Annotated in this window: 12 protein-coding genes; all 12 read right to left on the bottom strand. The window is 36.5% G+C overall.

All coding sequences use genetic code 11. The features are described 5' to 3' along the window. Window positions 1-1,677, bottom strand: a complete 1,677-nt coding sequence (locus EDD66_RS03390; RefSeq protein WP_170164235.1) for a sensor histidine kinase — start codon at window positions 1,675-1,677, stop codon at window positions 1-3. A gap of 1 nt (window position 1,678) precedes the next feature. Then, complete coding sequence (locus tag EDD66_RS03385) at window positions 1,679-3,406, bottom strand: cache domain-containing sensor histidine kinase (protein ID WP_123608157.1); 1,728 nt, start codon at window positions 3,404-3,406, stop codon at window positions 1,679-1,681. A 12-nt stretch (window positions 3,407-3,418) separates the two neighbouring features. Further along, window positions 3,419-4,495, bottom strand: a complete 1,077-nt coding sequence (locus tag EDD66_RS03380) for a sugar ABC transporter substrate-binding protein (protein ID WP_170164234.1) — start codon at window positions 4,493-4,495, stop codon at window positions 3,419-3,421. Between the two features lie 298 nt (window positions 4,496-4,793). Beyond that, entirely contained in the window at window positions 4,794-6,473 is a 1,680-nt protein-coding gene (locus tag EDD66_RS03375; RefSeq protein ID WP_123608155.1) for a ribulokinase, read from the bottom strand. Between the two features lie 59 nt (window positions 6,474-6,532). Then, window positions 6,533-7,309 (bottom strand): SDR family oxidoreductase, encoded by a 777-nt coding sequence (locus EDD66_RS03370; protein ID WP_123608154.1) that lies wholly within the window; start codon window positions 7,307-7,309, stop codon window positions 6,533-6,535. Window positions 7,310-7,365: 56 nt separating this feature from the next. Further along, on the bottom strand, window positions 7,366-8,385 hold the full coding sequence (locus EDD66_RS03365; protein WP_123608514.1) for a zinc-dependent alcohol dehydrogenase: 1,020 nt from the start codon (window positions 8,383-8,385) through the stop codon (window positions 7,366-7,368). Between the two features lie 107 nt (window positions 8,386-8,492). After that, window positions 8,493-9,440 (bottom strand): ABC transporter permease, encoded by a 948-nt coding sequence (locus EDD66_RS03360; protein ID WP_123608153.1) that lies wholly within the window; start codon window positions 9,438-9,440, stop codon window positions 8,493-8,495. Between the two features lie 10 nt (window positions 9,441-9,450). After that, the gene (locus EDD66_RS03355) at window positions 9,451-10,941 is read right to left on the bottom strand and encodes a sugar ABC transporter ATP-binding protein (protein ID WP_123608152.1); all 1,491 of its coding nucleotides are present in this window, start codon (window positions 10,939-10,941) and stop codon (window positions 9,451-9,453) included. Window positions 10,942-11,040: 99 nt separating this feature from the next. Further along, on the bottom strand, window positions 11,041-12,093 hold the full coding sequence (locus tag EDD66_RS03350) for a sugar ABC transporter substrate-binding protein (RefSeq protein ID WP_123608151.1): 1,053 nt from the start codon (window positions 12,091-12,093) through the stop codon (window positions 11,041-11,043). Window positions 12,094-12,423: 330 nt separating this feature from the next. Next, the gene (gene galT / locus EDD66_RS03345) at window positions 12,424-13,914 is read right to left on the bottom strand and encodes a UDP-glucose--hexose-1-phosphate uridylyltransferase (protein ID WP_123608150.1); all 1,491 of its coding nucleotides are present in this window, start codon (window positions 13,912-13,914) and stop codon (window positions 12,424-12,426) included. Between the two features lie 30 nt (window positions 13,915-13,944). Next, entirely contained in the window at window positions 13,945-15,111 is a 1,167-nt protein-coding gene (locus EDD66_RS03340) for a galactokinase (RefSeq protein WP_123608149.1), read from the bottom strand. 127 nt (window positions 15,112-15,238) lie between these two features. After that, window positions 15,239-16,186: an ArsR/SmtB family transcription factor gene (locus EDD66_RS03335; RefSeq protein ID WP_123608148.1), complete on the bottom strand. Its 948-nt coding sequence runs from the start codon at window positions 16,184-16,186 to the stop codon at window positions 15,239-15,241. Window positions 16,187-16,304 lie beyond the last annotated feature (118 nt).

Genomic DNA, 16,304 nt, shown 5'->3' with positions numbered 1-16,304 from the left:
TTACTCCTTAACCGGGATACACAGACTCACTGTAGTACCTTCCCTTATTTGTGATTTAATATTTATACCATAAGGTTCGCCAAAGTATATCTTTATCCTCTGATTCACATTTCTCATACCAATACTATCCCCTATTCCCAGAATAGTGCTATTCATCTTTTGCCTTATCTTCTCACAAACATCCATTTCCATACCTTTGCCATTATCCTTTATCTCAAAGACAATAGTATTCTCTTCTTTTTTTCCGGTAATATTGATGATACCTCCTCCCTCAATTCCCTCAAAACCATGAACGATGCAATTTTCAATAATAGGCTGAAGAATAAGCTTAACTGTTTTATACCGTACAATTTCAGGATCTATGTCCCACTGTTCAATGAATTGATTCTTATGCATGATTTTTTGCAGGCATACATAACTTTTCACATTTTCAATTTCGGTACTGATCGTAACAAATGCACCTTTTTCTGATACACTCGTCTTAAAGAATTCACCAAGTGCTGATACCATTTCTCCAATTTCCTCATAATTTTTCATTTGTGCCATCCAAAAAACATTATCCAGCAGATTATATAAAAAATGAGGATTAATCCGCTGCTGCAGGGCCACTAACTCCAGCTCTTTTATTCTGGTCCTCAGTTCGGTTTCATTAATTTTTGTTATATAAGTTTCTTCCAATACTTCATTTAATCTATTAAGCATTGAAGTAAATACGTCATTTAAAATCTCATGTTCATCTTTTGATTCCGTATTAATACTTTCCTCTTTTCTGACAAACACATCGTCTTCGTTGATCTGCTCTATTCGGTCAAGTAACCGGGTCAGAGGAATTTTTATACTTTCATTTACCAGATAAATGACGGTACCGGATGTTATCAATACCAGGAAAAAAAGCAGAATTGTGGTAATCAGCCCACGTAAGTCATATTTCTTACCGGTAAAAGAGTTCACTACGTTAAGTCCAGTATCTGAGATTGGTACAATCACTTCATAGACCAGATCTGATTCTCTAAACTGTGAACCGGCAACAGTTCTTCCTTTGTTATCGGTAATAGCAATTTTTTGATTTGTAGATCCTACCGCATTATTCAGTATATTTTCGATTTCTTCAAGATCGATCAGAACAACGTACCGTGCTTTAAGACCGCTTGTATAATCGATTTCAATATTCTCAGTACGGCATAGCACCGTTTTTTTACCATAATCAAGATAATACCACCCTAGATCATCTTTTAACTGACTTCTGATTTTCTCCATATCTATAGGCATCTTACTGTATAAAAACGAAGTACCGTCCTCCAAAAAAATAGATGTGTAATCTATCTCACTCTGATTGGACATAATGCTTGCAATCGTATTCTCTATCCGGTTGGTTACCCCTTCCGTTTGATATTTCGATGATGTTGCATACAAATACAGGTCTGTTAAGATATCATTATTCTCTTTCAAGTACTTAAATTTCAATTCCAATTGCTCAAACATGTCATTCACACTGATATTGGATTCATAGGCAAAGTTTTCATAATTATTTTTTAGATTACCGTTAGAATACAGGAATTCAACAATCGCACTGATAATTATCATAATAGAAATGGGAATAATGCAAAGAATGAGAAATGCATAGTTAAGGCGTCTGCGTATAGAAATTCTTCTTAATGTTTTTACAAATTTATCCATATCACTTTTTACCTTCACTTCCATTGTCTTTATATACTGGCATTGTTACCCTGATTTCCCAGGACCCATTATCCAGAACAACGCCGAAAGCATCACCGTAGTAAAGGGTCAGCCTTTCATTCACACTGTTTATCCCTCTTATATCCAGGTCAAAGTTATCTGCTAAACTTAAGAAATATTCTACTGCCTGGCCTGTCATAACCACTCTGATTGTATCCGATTCTGCGACAATTGATATGTTTATATTAATCTGGCTTTCAATGTCATCCAAATTCGTAGAGATAACATCTTCCACTATAGGATGTATCGCTAACTTTATGATTTTCGTATGCCGCAAGGATAAAGATACATCCCAGCTATTGATAATCCGGTTGCCAAAGCGCTTGTTTTGTAAAAAAATATAATTATTAACGCTCTCAACTTCATTCTCAATGGTGACATATTCTCTTCCTTTTACGATGATTACTCTTAAATAATTACCAAGTGCACTGACAATTTCACTGATTTCTTCGTCGCCTTCCAGCTGACCGTTCCAGTAGATGGATTCTAAAGTATTATAAAGAAAGTGAGGATTTATCTGCTGCTGCAGAGCAGAAAGCTCAGCTTCTTTTCTAAGTTCTCTTAATTTTGTTTCCTGTAGTTTTATATTATATTGTCGTTTCATGGCTTCCACAAGATTACGGCTCATTTTATTAAAGCCCTCTATGACGGTATGATATTCATCATCTCCATCGTCTTCAACAAATTTCTCTACATCTGTCTTTTTCATTTCCTCCATCAAACGGTTTATAGGTCCGGTTATACTCTTTGCGAATAATATTGCAAAGATGAAAGCCAATACTGCGAACAGTACTGCTGTAAATAAAGTAATCGCAAACTGTATTAAAGCTGACTTAAGTAGAGTTTGTAGAGCTATATGATTGACAATGGTCAGATTTGTATTTGAAATCGACTTTGAAATGGATATAGAGAGCATTTTGTCTCCGTTAAAAGTCGATCCTACCTGGTCTTCATTGGAAGCACTGATAATAATATTGTTCTCATCGATAATCATTACTTCGTTTAAAAGATTCGTAACATTTTCATAACATACCTTATTAAAATACGACAAATCTAAGGCTGCAACAATATTTCCTACACAGGTGTAGGTGTCCTTGTCGCTGTATATTCCTCTCGTCAATATAACATAACTGTTCCTGTCACTGGGGACCTCCTTAGGACTTACCGTCATACGTACTTGTCTTGCCCCTTTAGATAATAACTTACTGGTAGTAAAATTACCATTTGACACGGGTGATGGATGATAGAAATAAGAATTGTTAAGAGAAATCATCTCACAGGCATTGATAGCACCGCTTGCCCTGAATGTGCTGCCAAGAACCAGCCGTATATGGTTTTCAATATCACTTTTTTTGTTCCAGTCCACATGATTATATATCATAAGATCATTGATAATCTCAGGATTTGTTGCAACCTCTTCCAGTAAATTCACATGAGAAAACATATAATAAGAAATATTATTGGCAATCTGTGCCGATGATTCTTCCAAAAAAGTTTTTGCTTCACGCTCATTTTTTGAAAAGGAATACACGGCATTATAACCGCCAATCAATAGTATGGGTAAAACAAACACATAAATAAAGCACCAGATCAGGCGTCTGTAAATACTGTATTTATAGAGTTTATTCAAGCTCAATTTTTTTATCTTGCCTAGGTATCTGCTAATCATTCTATTCCTCGCCTACTTGTTATATTGGAACCCCCATACCTTTTCTGCAATGTATGCCCAATGTCTGTGATCACTGCTGTTATCAGCATTAACGATATACGGCGGAATCGTTACTTTTGCCTGGTTGTCTGTAATGCTGATATCACAGTCCTGCCAATAGGTATCCTCACTATAATATTTACCTTCTGGAATAGCTTTCTCTGCCAAAATATAGGATGCAAGCAAATCCACCGTTATATTGCCATAAGCTATTACATCTTGTGCAACTGCACAATCTGCGTACCCTTTATTGATCAGATTCACAAAATAGGGTTCTGCATCTATTGTTACAAGAATGATATGCCCGTCCTCCCAGAAGGGAACCCAATGATTTGATTCCTGAAGAGCCTCCACTAACCCCCTGCCCGGGTGCTCGCTGGAAGCATGAACCGCATCTATTTTTATCCCTGATTCAAAGGTTTTTAAAAGTTCTTCCTTGACCAGCTCTGGCCTTCCTTCCGTTGCTTTTGCCAGATAGGTTATACCCTGATACTTATTTATTATAGATTCAAAACCTTCTTTTCGAAGGCGCCAGGCATTACTGCTTAATTCACCATAAGCATTAAAAACGGTGCCTTTTGCTTCTCCATATTTTTTTATCAGCTGTGCAACAATGGCTTGCGCTGCCATTTGCCCGGCTTTATAATTATCAAAACTAACATCAATAGCCAATTTACCGCCAACCGCATTGGTATCAATGGTACACATTGGAATACCCGCATCATTGCCCCGGTGGATCACTTCTTCTATGGAAATACTGTCAATCGCGGTAGTAATAATCGCATCCGGAGACTGTTTAATAAAATTCACGATCTGTTGATTTTGCCTCATGGGGTCATAATCGGCAACAGAACTCTCGAAAACCCAACCCCGTTCCTCAACGGCTTTCTTGACCGCTTCGTTCATAATGGTATAAAAATAAGAATTAAAACTCTTATGGGCAAATGCTATCACAACAGGTTTTTCATTTACAGCAGTATCATTTTTATGAACTTTGCTGCCAGAATTGAGCCTGGTACATGATGAAACAAAAATCAAACATAATATCATACATATAATTATCCTACTACGCAGCATTTTATCCCCTTCCATCAGCGGCTTTTTCATTCTGTTCCTGTAATTATCTTATTGCTTTTATTATACCATATCCACTAAATTCGAAAACACCTTATTAAGTGGATAGGTATATATTCTCACTAAGCTCGAAAGCACCTCGCTAAGTGTTCATATTATATCATATTAATGCAGATTAGTAGTTCAAAAATAAAATTTTCTCCCTTACGTTGCATTCATCCAGATATCTTTTATGAAATTGGGATGCCCAATTTCCATGGGGCATCCCAATTCTTTACTTTTTGGCCTTCATTGCATAGCTCTTAATGACTTTGAGCCGTTTCATAACATCATTTTCACCTTTTCCAAAATAATCATGTAAAATCTTATATTCTTTAAACAGCATATTATATCTTTTCACATGATCAGCATTTGGCGTATAAATCTTATCCTGCAGCCTTGACATATGTTTTGATGCTTCTTCAATGGTGTCATAGCCGCCTCTTGCAGCACCTGCTGCAACAGCTCCAAACAATGCGGCTCCAAGAGCAGGTGCCTGCTTTGAGGAAGAAATACGGATTTCCTTATTGGTCACATCCGCATAAATCTGCATCATCATCGCATTTTTCTGGGCAATACCTCCAGCTGCATAAAGCTCTTCAATAGGAACACCGCCTTCTTCAAAAGCTTCTATAATGATCCTTGTGCCAAAAGCAGTTGCTTCAATCAAAGCACGGTAGATTTCTTCCGGTTTTGTATGTAAGGTCGCTCCTAACAACATTCCACTCAAATCTGCATCAGTTAAAATACTGCGGTTTCCATTCCACCAGTCCAGAGCAATAAGCCCGCTTTCTCCCGGAAGCTGTCCTTTTACCTTTTCCTCAAGAAGCCTATGGATACTGATACCTTTATTTTCCGCTTCTTTCTCGTAATCACCCGGCACACAGTTTTTAACAAACCAGTCAAAGTGGTCACCAACACAGGCCTGACCTGCTTCATAAGCATAGTAACCAGGAACCACACCGTCTTCTACAACACCACCGACACCCGGGATAAAATGTTCTTCGTTGCTCATCATGATATGACAGGTACTGGTACCCATAATCATAAGCATTTTTCCAGGTTCTGTGATTCTAACGGCAGGCAGGGCCACATGGGCATCAACATTTGCCACTGCCACTGGAGTTCCTTCTAAAAGTCCGGTTAATTCTGCCCCATTTCTGCTAAGATATCCGGCACAATCTGTAGTTGCATAGATATCTCCACTTAATTTTTCCTCAACAAAGTCTGTCATTCTTGGATCTAAAGCAGTAAAGAATTCCTTATCAGGATATCCCTCCTTCTTAGACCACACTGCTTTATAACCAGCCTGACATAAACTGCGTTTTTCTTCTCCCGTAAGCATCCACACAATCCAGTCCCCTGCCTCTATGAAGCGGTCCATTACACGATAGATTTCTTCATCTTCCTGGAGTATCTGCATTGCTTTTGGAACCACCCACTCTGAAGACATTCTGTCACCGTAACGTCCCATAAACTTCTCTTTTCTTTGATGGGCCACTTCATTGAACCAGTCTGCCTGTCCTTGGGCAGCATGATGCTTCCATAATTTCACATATGCATGGGGTCTGTTCTTATACTCTTCCAAAAAGCACAATGGTGTGCCGTTTTTGTCTACCGGCAGTACAGTACAGGATGTAAAATCAACGCCGATTCCGATTATCTGCTCTTTGGTAACATTAGCCATCCTTAGCACTTCAGGCACTGTTGTTCTTAATACCTCCAGGTAATCTTCGGGATGCTGTAATGCTGTTTCAGGAGCCAGACGCTCTAAGGAATCCGGTAAATATTCATCAATCACTCCGTGTTTATATTCTGCCACAGAAAAGCAAATCTCCTCACCGTTCTCAACATCCACCAATACTGCACGCCCGGATAAGGTGCCATAATCAATACCAATAGTATATTTTTTCATCACGATCCTCCTCGATTCAAAACATAACGCTTTTTCTTTCTAATTTTATCCTGTCATTTTTAGAAACAGCTGAAAGCTCCGTCAATAACAAAGTCGGATCCGGTTGTAAAGTCACTGGTATCCCCTGCTAAATAAACAGCAATTGCCTGAAGTTCATCAGGACGGCCCATTCTTCCAAGAGGTGCCATATCATTCCATTTCGCAATTAAAGGCTTAAGGCTTGGAGAATTCAGCGTAAGCTCTGTTCCGATATATCCAGGACTGATACTGTTAACTCTGACACCTCGTTTTGCAAATTCTATTGCCATGGATTTAGTCAATTGTATCACACCAGCTTTTGATGCATTATATGAGCATTGAGGCTGAGGCACATTTACTATATGACCTGACATGGAAGCTGTATTAATAATGGATCCTTTTCCTGCCTTTAGCATTACTTTAGCTGCTGCCTGGGAAGTTAAGAATACACCTGTTAAGTTAATATCGATAACTTTCTTAAACTCAGTAACAGTCATCTCTTCTGCCGGAATATTCATACATATACCTGCATTACAAAAGGCAACGTCCAATTTACCGAACTTATCCAAAATAGTATCTATCATGTAATCCACATCTGCCTGATCAGTAACATCTGTTTTTATGGCAATTGTGGTGACACCTGTTAAATCTGTAATTTCCTCAGCTGTTTTTTTTGCTTCCTCAATATCAACATCAACTATTGCTACATGACTTCCAGCCTCAGCAATTGCCATGGCTATGGCTTTACCTATCCCTCTCGCTCCGCCAGTGACAAATGATACTTTACCATCCAATCTCATTCTTTCCATGATTCCCATAATTATATCCTCCTTTTCATACTATACAATTTTTTCTTTTTATATTAACTATCTTGTTATACATCAATCAATACCTTCATTGTTGTTTCATGATGATCTTCAATATATTTATAGGCTTCCTTGTAATCCTTGAAAGGAAAATGCTTACTCATTAATGGCTTTAGCTGTATTTTGCCTTCTTCAACAAAACGAATTGCATCTAAATAGTCTTCATGTCTATACATCATTGATGTATATAAGTCCAATTCCGAATCATTTAATTTTGCAAGATCAACTTTCGCCAGATCTGCGAACACAGCTACCAAAACGATGACACTTCCTTTTCTTGCATTAGAAATTGCCTGCCCCATTGTTATGTCATTTCCTGCACAATCATAAATCACATCGGCTTTATCTTCTCCAAAGCATTCCACCACTACATTGGCAAAATCAACTTTTTTTGTATTGTAGACATAATCTGCCCCACAACTTTTAGCCAGTTCCAAACGATAATCAGAAACATCCGTCATCATCACCTGAGCTGCACCAAAAGCTTTCAAGGCTTGGCATAACAATATTCCAATCGGTCCTGCACCAAGTACGGCTACTTTCTTGCCACGAACATCACCATAACGCTTACAGGCATGAACCGCAACAGCAAGAGGTTCAATCATGGCCCCTTCATCATAAGTCATGCTGTCTGGTAAAGGTGTTACCTTTGAAGCATCCACAGCAAAATATTCACTGGAAGCCCCCACGGTCTGAAAGCCCATTACCTGTAAATTTTCACATAGATTATATTTACCGTGTGTACATGGATAGCAATGATTACAATAAACTTGCGGTTCTATGGTCACCTTCTGTCCTATTACCAGTCCGGTAACCTCCTCACTCAAAGATACAACTTCTCCGGATACCTCATGTCCCTGAGTCAGGGGATATGTGACATATGGGTGTTTTCCATGGTAAACATGGATATCGCTTCCACATACGCCAATTCTCTTTATTCTTACTAATACCTGCCCCGGTTCCACCTTGGGGATAGGTATTTCTTTAAATTGGATTTCATAGGGTGCTGCCATTATTTCCTGGAGCATTTTTTCTTCCATGGATATCCTCCTTTACTTTTAATTCTCATATATCAAATAAAAGAATATACCTAAAATCTATTAATAAATACGTTGGGGTTATAAAGTGAAACTTATTAACTGAGCGCCCGTTTCTTCTGTAAACTGTCAAATCCTACTGCCAATGCAAGCACGATACCTTTGACGATCATTTGCATATATGTACTTACATTCAGAAGTACCATACCATTCGAAAGTATTCCAATAATCAATACACCGGCAACAACGTTTGACATTTTACCAAAACCACCGGCAACTGAAACGCCACCTAATACAACACAAGTGATTACATCAAATTCATATCCCATACCTGCCGTAGGCTGGGCAGAGTTTGTACGGGATAACATTACAATACCTGCAAGCCCTGCAAATAGGCCGGATAATGCATAAACCAAATACTTCGTATGTCCTACTCTGATTCCTGAAAGCTTAGAAGCTTCTTCATTACCGCCAACCGCATAGAAATAACGACCAAAGTAACTTTTATTCAAAATGAATGAACCAAGAGCAAAACAAACAATCATGATAATTACCGGAACTGGTACCGGTCCAATATAGCCCTGCCCTATAACTTTGAATCTTTCATCAAATCCATAAATCGGTGTACCACCGCAAATAAGATAGGATGCGCCTTCAAAAACAATTTGTGTTGCAAAGGTTGCAATAATCGCAGGTATTCCAATGGTAGATATCAGGAAGCCATTTAAAACGCCGACTAATACAGCCAATACTAATGCTAAAATAACAGCACTTGCCATACTAAATCCACTGTTTACCATTAAATAAGCAGCTACGATATTAACGAGAGTGATTACTGAACCCACTGAGAGGTCAATACCGGCTATCAATATAACAAATGTCATACCTATCGATGCAATCCCCAGCATGGATACCTGGCGTGCAATTGTAAATAAATTATTTGATGAAAGAAATCTGGGATTTGATAGCGAAAATCCTATAAATAGGACTACAAATACAACCCAGATTGCCTTTTCTTTAAATATATTAAGAATCGTGCTTTTCATTTTTTACCTCCTAAACGGCAGATGCTAATTTCATTATAGTCTGTTGATTAAATTCTTCTTTATTTAGTTCACCGGTAATCCTGCCCTCCGCCAGAACTATTATTCTATCTGACATGCCCATTAATTCTTCCATTTCTGATGATATTAAAAGAATTGTTTTGCCATGTTCGATCAATTCATTCATCAATTTATAGATTTCAGCTTTGGCACCTACATCAATTCCACGTGTTGGTTCATCAAAAATAATTAATTCTGAATTTGCAGCGAGCCATTTACCGACAATTACCTTCTGTTGGTTTCCACCGCTTAAATTTTTAACTAATTGATTTAGTGTTGGAGTCTTAATCAATAATTCCTGCTCATATTTTTTTGCATTTTCCAATTCTTTTTTAGAATTGATTACAGAAGCTTTGGATATTTTTTTGTATATTGGCATATTTATATTATTTTTAATGGATACTCCAAGCAGGGCACCATGACGTTTCCGATCTTCCGGCACAAGAGCGATACCAAGATCAATTGCCTCTCTTGGTGATTTTGGATTGATTTCTTTTCCTCTAAATACTATCTTGCCTTCCGTCTTTTTTACTGCACCGAAAATCATTTGGGAAAGCTCTGTACGACCGGCTCCTACCAAACCTCCAAGACCAAGGATTTCACCTTTTCTAAGCTTGAAATTTATATCCTTATCTCCATTTCCGCTTACATTCTGTAACTCTAAAATAATTTCGTCTTTCTTATAACTTTCATCTCTCGGAGGATATGTCTCATTTAAGTCACGCCCTACCATTAAATGAATTAACTCATCAACATGAGAATCTTTCGTTATCAGTGTTTTAATATATTCACCGTCACGTAATACTACAATTCGATCCGATAGCCTGTATATTTCTTCAAGCCTGTGGGATATGTATATTATGGACACACCCTTTTCTTTCAATAATTCACAGACTTTAAACATGCTTTCAACTTCAGCATTGGTAAGAGGTGCAGAAGGTTCATCCATAATCAGTACTTTAGCATCCTGTAAAATAGCTTTTGCAATCTCTACCATCTGTTGGTAACCGACAGTAAGGTCTCCAATCAGTGTCTTTGGATTAATCTTGATATTTAATTGTGCAAACGCTTTTTCCGCTTCCTTCTCCATTGCCTTTTTATCAATAACAATACCTTTTCGGATCGGATTGCCCAGAAACAGATTCTCGGCAGCTGAAAGACCTTTCACATTATTAAATTCCTGATAAATAATTGCTATTCCATTTTCTGCTGCAAGCTGGGGTGACATATGAGTAAATTCCTTGCCCTCAATAATTATTTTACCGGATGTTGGGATAACGGCGCCTGAACATGTTTTGATCAACGTGGATTTTCCGGCACCATTTTCCCCAATTAACGCAAGAATCTCACCTTTTTTTACCTGTAAGGAAACATCTTTCAATGCAACTACACCGGGATATTCTTTTCTGATATTTTGTAATTCTAAAATATAATCATTATTCATTGTTTACACCACGCATTCTAGTTTTATTGAATAGAGCTGCTGTAAGTCATAACTTCTATTTTTACAGCAGCCCATCCACATCAGTCTACATTTTTCGAATTATTTATAATCTGCTAGGAAATCTGCTGCATTAGAACTGTCAATAACAGTAAGTGGTCTTACTAAGTTCTGTTCATCGAATGTTTCGCCATTCATCAATCTTTCATATAGATCAACAACTGCTGCAGCTGTTTTCTTATTAGATCCTTCAAATCCTACGGATGCTCTTGTTGCTTCCCCGTTAACGATTGCTTCTAATTGTTGTTGTGTCGCATCTGCAGAGAAAATACCCATGTCGTCCGGAATCTTGCCTTCTGTTTTCGTCATAAATGCTTCGTTCGCACCTATATCTCCGCCTGCACCAATGGAACAAACAATTTTTGTATCAGGACTTGCCTGAAGAATCGTTTCCATGTTTGTTAATGCTGTTTGAGCATCAAGTGCCGGTTGTTGGGCAACAACCTTATATTTACCTTTAGCGATTTCTTCAAGTGCATTTAAAATACCTGTTTCTCTTTCAAGAAGGATTGGTGTCTGAGGATAATTCATAATAGCCACTTCTGCCACTTTATCAGCTGTATAATGATCATTTATGAAGTTTGCTGCCTCCTGGCCAATTGCATATCCTAATTTAGTATTATCAAGAATCCAGTTAAGGTCTGTATTGGTCATTGCATCATCCCAGCTCATTACTTTGATTCCTGCATCTCTTGCTTGTTTCAAATAATCTTCTATCGCATTCGGATCAGAAGGATGAACCATGATAAGATCAACTTTATTTGTTACAAAGTTTTCAATTTGTTGAATTTGCGTAGCTGAATTATCATTACATGCAAGGATTGTATACTCCCATCCTTTTTCTTTTATGAGTTTTTCTACTTCTCCGAAAACTCCTGCCCAATAACTGTTCTCTAGTGACTGGATGGTAATGCCGACTTTAAAATTTGCATCTGTTTTACCGGCATCCTCCTCTTTTGTTGAATCCTCGGTTGAAGCCTTGTCTTCTGTTACAGTTGTATCTTTCCCTGTATCAGCGTTCTTTGTACCGCAACCTACCAATCCTGTTAAAACCATTGCCCCAATAAGTAATAGACTAATAACTCTTTTTTTCATTTACTTTCCTCCTATATAGTTTTTTTATATAAACAGCATTAAGCTGTCTATTTCATAGTAAGATAGTTATTTCTCCGTCTGTCCGCTGGATACTCATGTATCATTAATACAATATTAGATTACATGAATTTCAAACAGATTAATATCCTAATAGATTTCTAAATATCTAAGTATCTTATGTATTTGTCCTATTGCAGAACAAATAACTTCTATTGGAAATAAAAAAATACCTTTACGCTTCATTTGAAACGTAAAGGTACTTTTTTCAAAAATATTCTTTTAATTTTCTTAACTATTCACTTACCCCACTAACATATTTAGGAACAAAATTTATAGAGTCTCGATAAATCTGAAAAACCCTCCCATACCTTCCTTGGTTCTTTTAAAAACTCCTGCATGTTCTAAAACTTTTAAGAATTCGCTGCCAATCTCATTTCGGATAATTTTATTAATATTGCTTTCATTAATATTAGAATACCTGCCCTTAAAGTTTTCCACCCATTTATGATGTTTTGCTATTAATTCATTGGTACTAATATCTTTTTCAGATAAAATATATTCTTCTAATAATTTCATCTCTTCTTTTAGTCTGGATGGGAGTATGGCAAGCCCCATTACTTCAATGAGTCCAATATTCTCTCTTTTAATATGATGCAGTTCTTCATGAGGATGGAATACCCCTAAAGGATGTTCCTTTGTTGTGATATTATTGCGTAATACCAGATCAAGTTCATACATATCATTCACTTTTCTGGCGATTGGCGTTATTGTATTATGAGGCTCTCCATTGGTGTTGTCATAAATATATACAGATGGATCCGAATAATTTCGCCATTTATTTAATATGTAATCCCCCAATTCGACTAATCTTTTCTCATCTTTTGACCTTGTTCTTATAACTGACATAGGCCATTTTACAATTCCAAGTTCTACATCTTCATATCCTTTAATAAGGAAAGATTTCTCTATCTTTGCTTTAGCCATGGCAAATTCATAATTACCCCCTTGAAAATGGTCGTGAGATAAAATAGAACCTCCAACGATTGGCAGATCTGCGTTAGAACCTACAAAATAATGCGGGAATAACTTTACAAAATCAAATAACTTACCAAATGAATATTTATCAATTTTCATGGGGGTGTGTTCACTATGAAATACAATACAATGCTCATTATAATAAACATAGGGCGAATATTGAAATCCCCACTCTTGACCACATATTTGGACTGGGATAATTCGATGATTCTGCCTTGCCGGATGATTCGTTCTTCCTGCATAACCTACATTTTCTTTACATAATAAACACTTGGGATAATCACTTTGTTTTGCCAGTTTTGCAGCAGCTATCTCTTTTGGATCTTTTTCCGGCTTGGATAAGTTGATTGTAACATCCAGATCACCGTATTCTGTTCCAGTCTTCCATCTGATATCTTTTTCTATACGATATCTCCTGATATAATCAGAATCCATAGATAATTGGTAATAATAATCTGTTGCCTGTTTTGGGGATTCTTTATAAATCTCATTAAATTTATTAATTATCTGACTTGGCCTTGGCACTAAGATACCCATAATCTTCGTATCAAACAGATCTCGATGGATTGTTGAATTTTCTTTTATAATTCCTTTTTCTATGGCATAATCAAGCATTTCATTTAATACATCTTCCAAACAAATTTCTTCATATACCTCATCCGTATCAACATATTCATCCATCTGAAATAGTTCTAATAAAGCATTAGTAATATATACGGTATCTTTCTTATCTATCAGGCCTTTCATTATTCCATACTGAACTAGTTTTTTTATTGCTGTATACATTTAATAGCCCCTCCATATAATTGTAATTCGTTAGATCCTTTCTGGCCCATTACCTATCTCAACAACATAAAAATCAGCTTTATATCCTATCTTATCAAAATATATCCTGCCTACCTCAGAAATAAAATCCTCAACATTTTCTTCTCTGACAATACTTACAGTACATCCACCAAAACCGGCACCAGTCATTCTTGATCCAATAACCCCTTCTTGCTTCCAGGATGCTTCCACTAAAGTATCTAATTCTATTCCGGTAACTTCATAATCATCACGTAAGGAAACATGAGATTCATTCATCAATATACCAAATTCTTCAATTCTATTATTTTTTAAAGCTTCCGCTCCTTTGATCGTTCTTTGATTTTCATAAACTGCATGTCTTGCCCTTTTAATACGTATATCATCTTTTATGGCACCTTTTATTTCTTCAAATTCCTCTGGGAAGAGTTCACCAAGGGAATGAATGTCCTTTACTGATTGAAGTTCTTTTAGAGCGGTCTCACATTCAGTTCTTCTTTCATTATATTTTGAATCACCAAGACCACGTTTTTTATTACTACTTGCAATAACTATCTTTGCATGATCGAGTTTTATTGGAGCATATTCATATTTTAAATTACTGGTATCAAGAAAAATTGCATGGTCTTTCTTCCCCATGGCAATTGAAAATTGATCCATAATTCCACAATTAACACCGATAAATTTATTCTCTGCATACTGGCTGATCAAGGAGGCCTCTATCATCGTAATATCTAAATTAAAAAGATCCTTTAAGATATAGCTTGTTAATACTTCAAGAGATGCAGAAGATGAAAGTCCTGATGAATTTGGAATATTGCCATAATAAAGTACATCCATACCAGAGGAGATTTTATGACCTTTTTCACCAAATGCCCATATTACTCCCTTGGGATAATTCACCCAGTTATCTTCTTTTTTATAAATCAGATCATCAACAGAAGATGTAATGATGCCTAAATCTTCGAAATTCATAGAATAAAATCTTAAAGTATTATCATTATTTTTCCTTGCTACCCCATATGTACCAATAGTTAAAGCGCACGGGAAAACATGTCCTCCATTGTAATCTGTATGTTCACCAATTAAATTAACACGTCCTGGTGCAAAGTATGTATTGATTTCTCCTTCATTGCCAAATAAATCCCCAAATTTCTTTAATAATTTTTCCTTAATCATTTAGAACTCCTTTCTGGACTTAAATCAGATGATTAATAACATGATTTATGTTTTTAAACAATTTTTTCGTTTGTATAGATAATACTCCATCAGGACTGATTTGTAAATATAAATTTGCCGTAACTCCCTATAAACACCTTATATAATCATCAGGCAAAAAGGTAAGTTTCATAATAATATTTTGATTATAATCTCCGAAACTGTCTCCAAAAATATTAATCCCACCTGAATTCTTTGCGTCCTCTTTTATTCCTATTTTTACAGATATATACTCTTTCTCATATAGTTTATATTCTCCAATAGAACGTTTATTGATTCTATCTCCATCAATAAACGTACCATTTTCATTGATGATCCAAGTCTTCAACATACCATACTGGGTATTTTTATCTGGCCACCAGTCTGGATTTAAAATTCCTCTTCTCCCCCCAAAATCACTAGGACAAATAAAGGTTCCAGCTTCTATATCGTTAATCCAAACAGTAATATCCGATGGCCATTCCATATTATATTCGTGGTCTTCTGAACATAATTCCGCTGATATTTCTAGTTGTTTCTCTTTACGATTCTTTAAGCTATGATTCGGAAAACGATATTCTACATATCCCTTTTGAAACCATAATAGTTTCGTTGCAAACCGTTCTGGGCTGTAAAAACTCCTTGGTTCATCTTCTTCTCCAATAGGTCCTTTCGTCCCTGCAAGACCGCAAGTAGGTACTACTTTATAATCTACATAACTTCCAATCGGCATGTGAATCACTTCTGTATTTTGTCCTATATTATTTGATGTATTTACATCAAGATAAATATGATCTAATACAATGTGACACATCTTCATAGAGCCACGAATTCCAGGTTGTAATGTCGTCTTAATTACTCCTGCCTTCTCTAATATCTTCACATGGGCTGCTGCAGAAGACGCAGGTATGGACAGAGTTTCTGCAATTTCATTAATGTTCATATCTTTATGACGCAGATACTTTAATATATCAATTCTTATTCCTACTGCAAATGCTTTAGCAACAGTTGTCAGATGCTTGGTATCGTCTAAATTCATCTTAATGGTTTGTATCATAATTACCTCCGAGTTTTCGAATATTTATCAAGTGAAACTTAATCATACTCAGTACCATTCAAATATCAATTCGATTTTTTGATATAATACAAATTTTGTGTTATTAATATTGTAGCAT

The sequence above is a fragment of the Mobilisporobacter senegalensis genome (assembly GCF_003752155.1).
GTDB lineage: Bacteria > Bacillota > Clostridia > Lachnospirales > Lachnospiraceae > Mobilisporobacter > Mobilisporobacter senegalensis.
Note: the sequence above shows the minus strand (reverse complement) of the source record. Positions and strands in the feature narration are given on the sequence as shown.

Excerpts from the sequence above, each read along its gene's own strand:
- EDD66_RS03375 (WP_123608155.1), bottom strand. The coding sequence starts at position 6,473 with ATGAAAAAATATACTATTGGTATTGATTATGGCACCTTATCCGGGCGT.
- EDD66_RS03340 (WP_123608149.1), bottom strand. The coding sequence starts at position 15,111 with ATGATTAAGGAAAAATTATTAAAGAAATTTGGGGATTTATTTGGCAAT.
- EDD66_RS03365 (WP_123608514.1), bottom strand. The coding sequence starts at position 8,385 with ATGCTCCAGGAAATAATGGCAGCACCCTATGAAATCCAATTTAAAGAA.
- EDD66_RS03370 (WP_123608154.1), bottom strand. The coding sequence starts at position 7,309 with ATGGGAATCATGGAAAGAATGAGATTGGATGGTAAAGTATCATTTGTC.
- EDD66_RS03355 (WP_123608152.1), bottom strand. The coding sequence starts at position 10,941 with ATGAATAATGATTATATTTTAGAATTACAAAATATCAGAAAAGAATAT.
- EDD66_RS03350 (WP_123608151.1), bottom strand. The coding sequence starts at position 12,093 with ATGAAAAAAAGAGTTATTAGTCTATTACTTATTGGGGCAATGGTTTTA.
- EDD66_RS03380 (WP_170164234.1), bottom strand. The coding sequence starts at position 4,495 with ATGATATTATGTTTGATTTTTGTTTCATCATGTACCAGGCTCAATTCT.
- EDD66_RS03360 (WP_123608153.1), bottom strand. The coding sequence starts at position 9,440 with ATGAAAAGCACGATTCTTAATATATTTAAAGAAAAGGCAATCTGGGTT.
- galT (WP_123608150.1), bottom strand. The coding sequence starts at position 13,914 with ATGTATACAGCAATAAAAAAACTAGTTCAGTATGGAATAATGAAAGGC.
- EDD66_RS03390 (WP_170164235.1), bottom strand. The coding sequence starts at position 1,677 with ATGGATAAATTTGTAAAAACATTAAGAAGAATTTCTATACGCAGACGC.
- EDD66_RS03385 (WP_123608157.1), bottom strand. The coding sequence starts at position 3,406 with ATGATTAGCAGATACCTAGGCAAGATAAAAAAATTGAGCTTGAATAAA.
- EDD66_RS03335 (WP_123608148.1), bottom strand. The coding sequence starts at position 16,186 with ATGATACAAACCATTAAGATGAATTTAGACGATACCAAGCATCTGACA.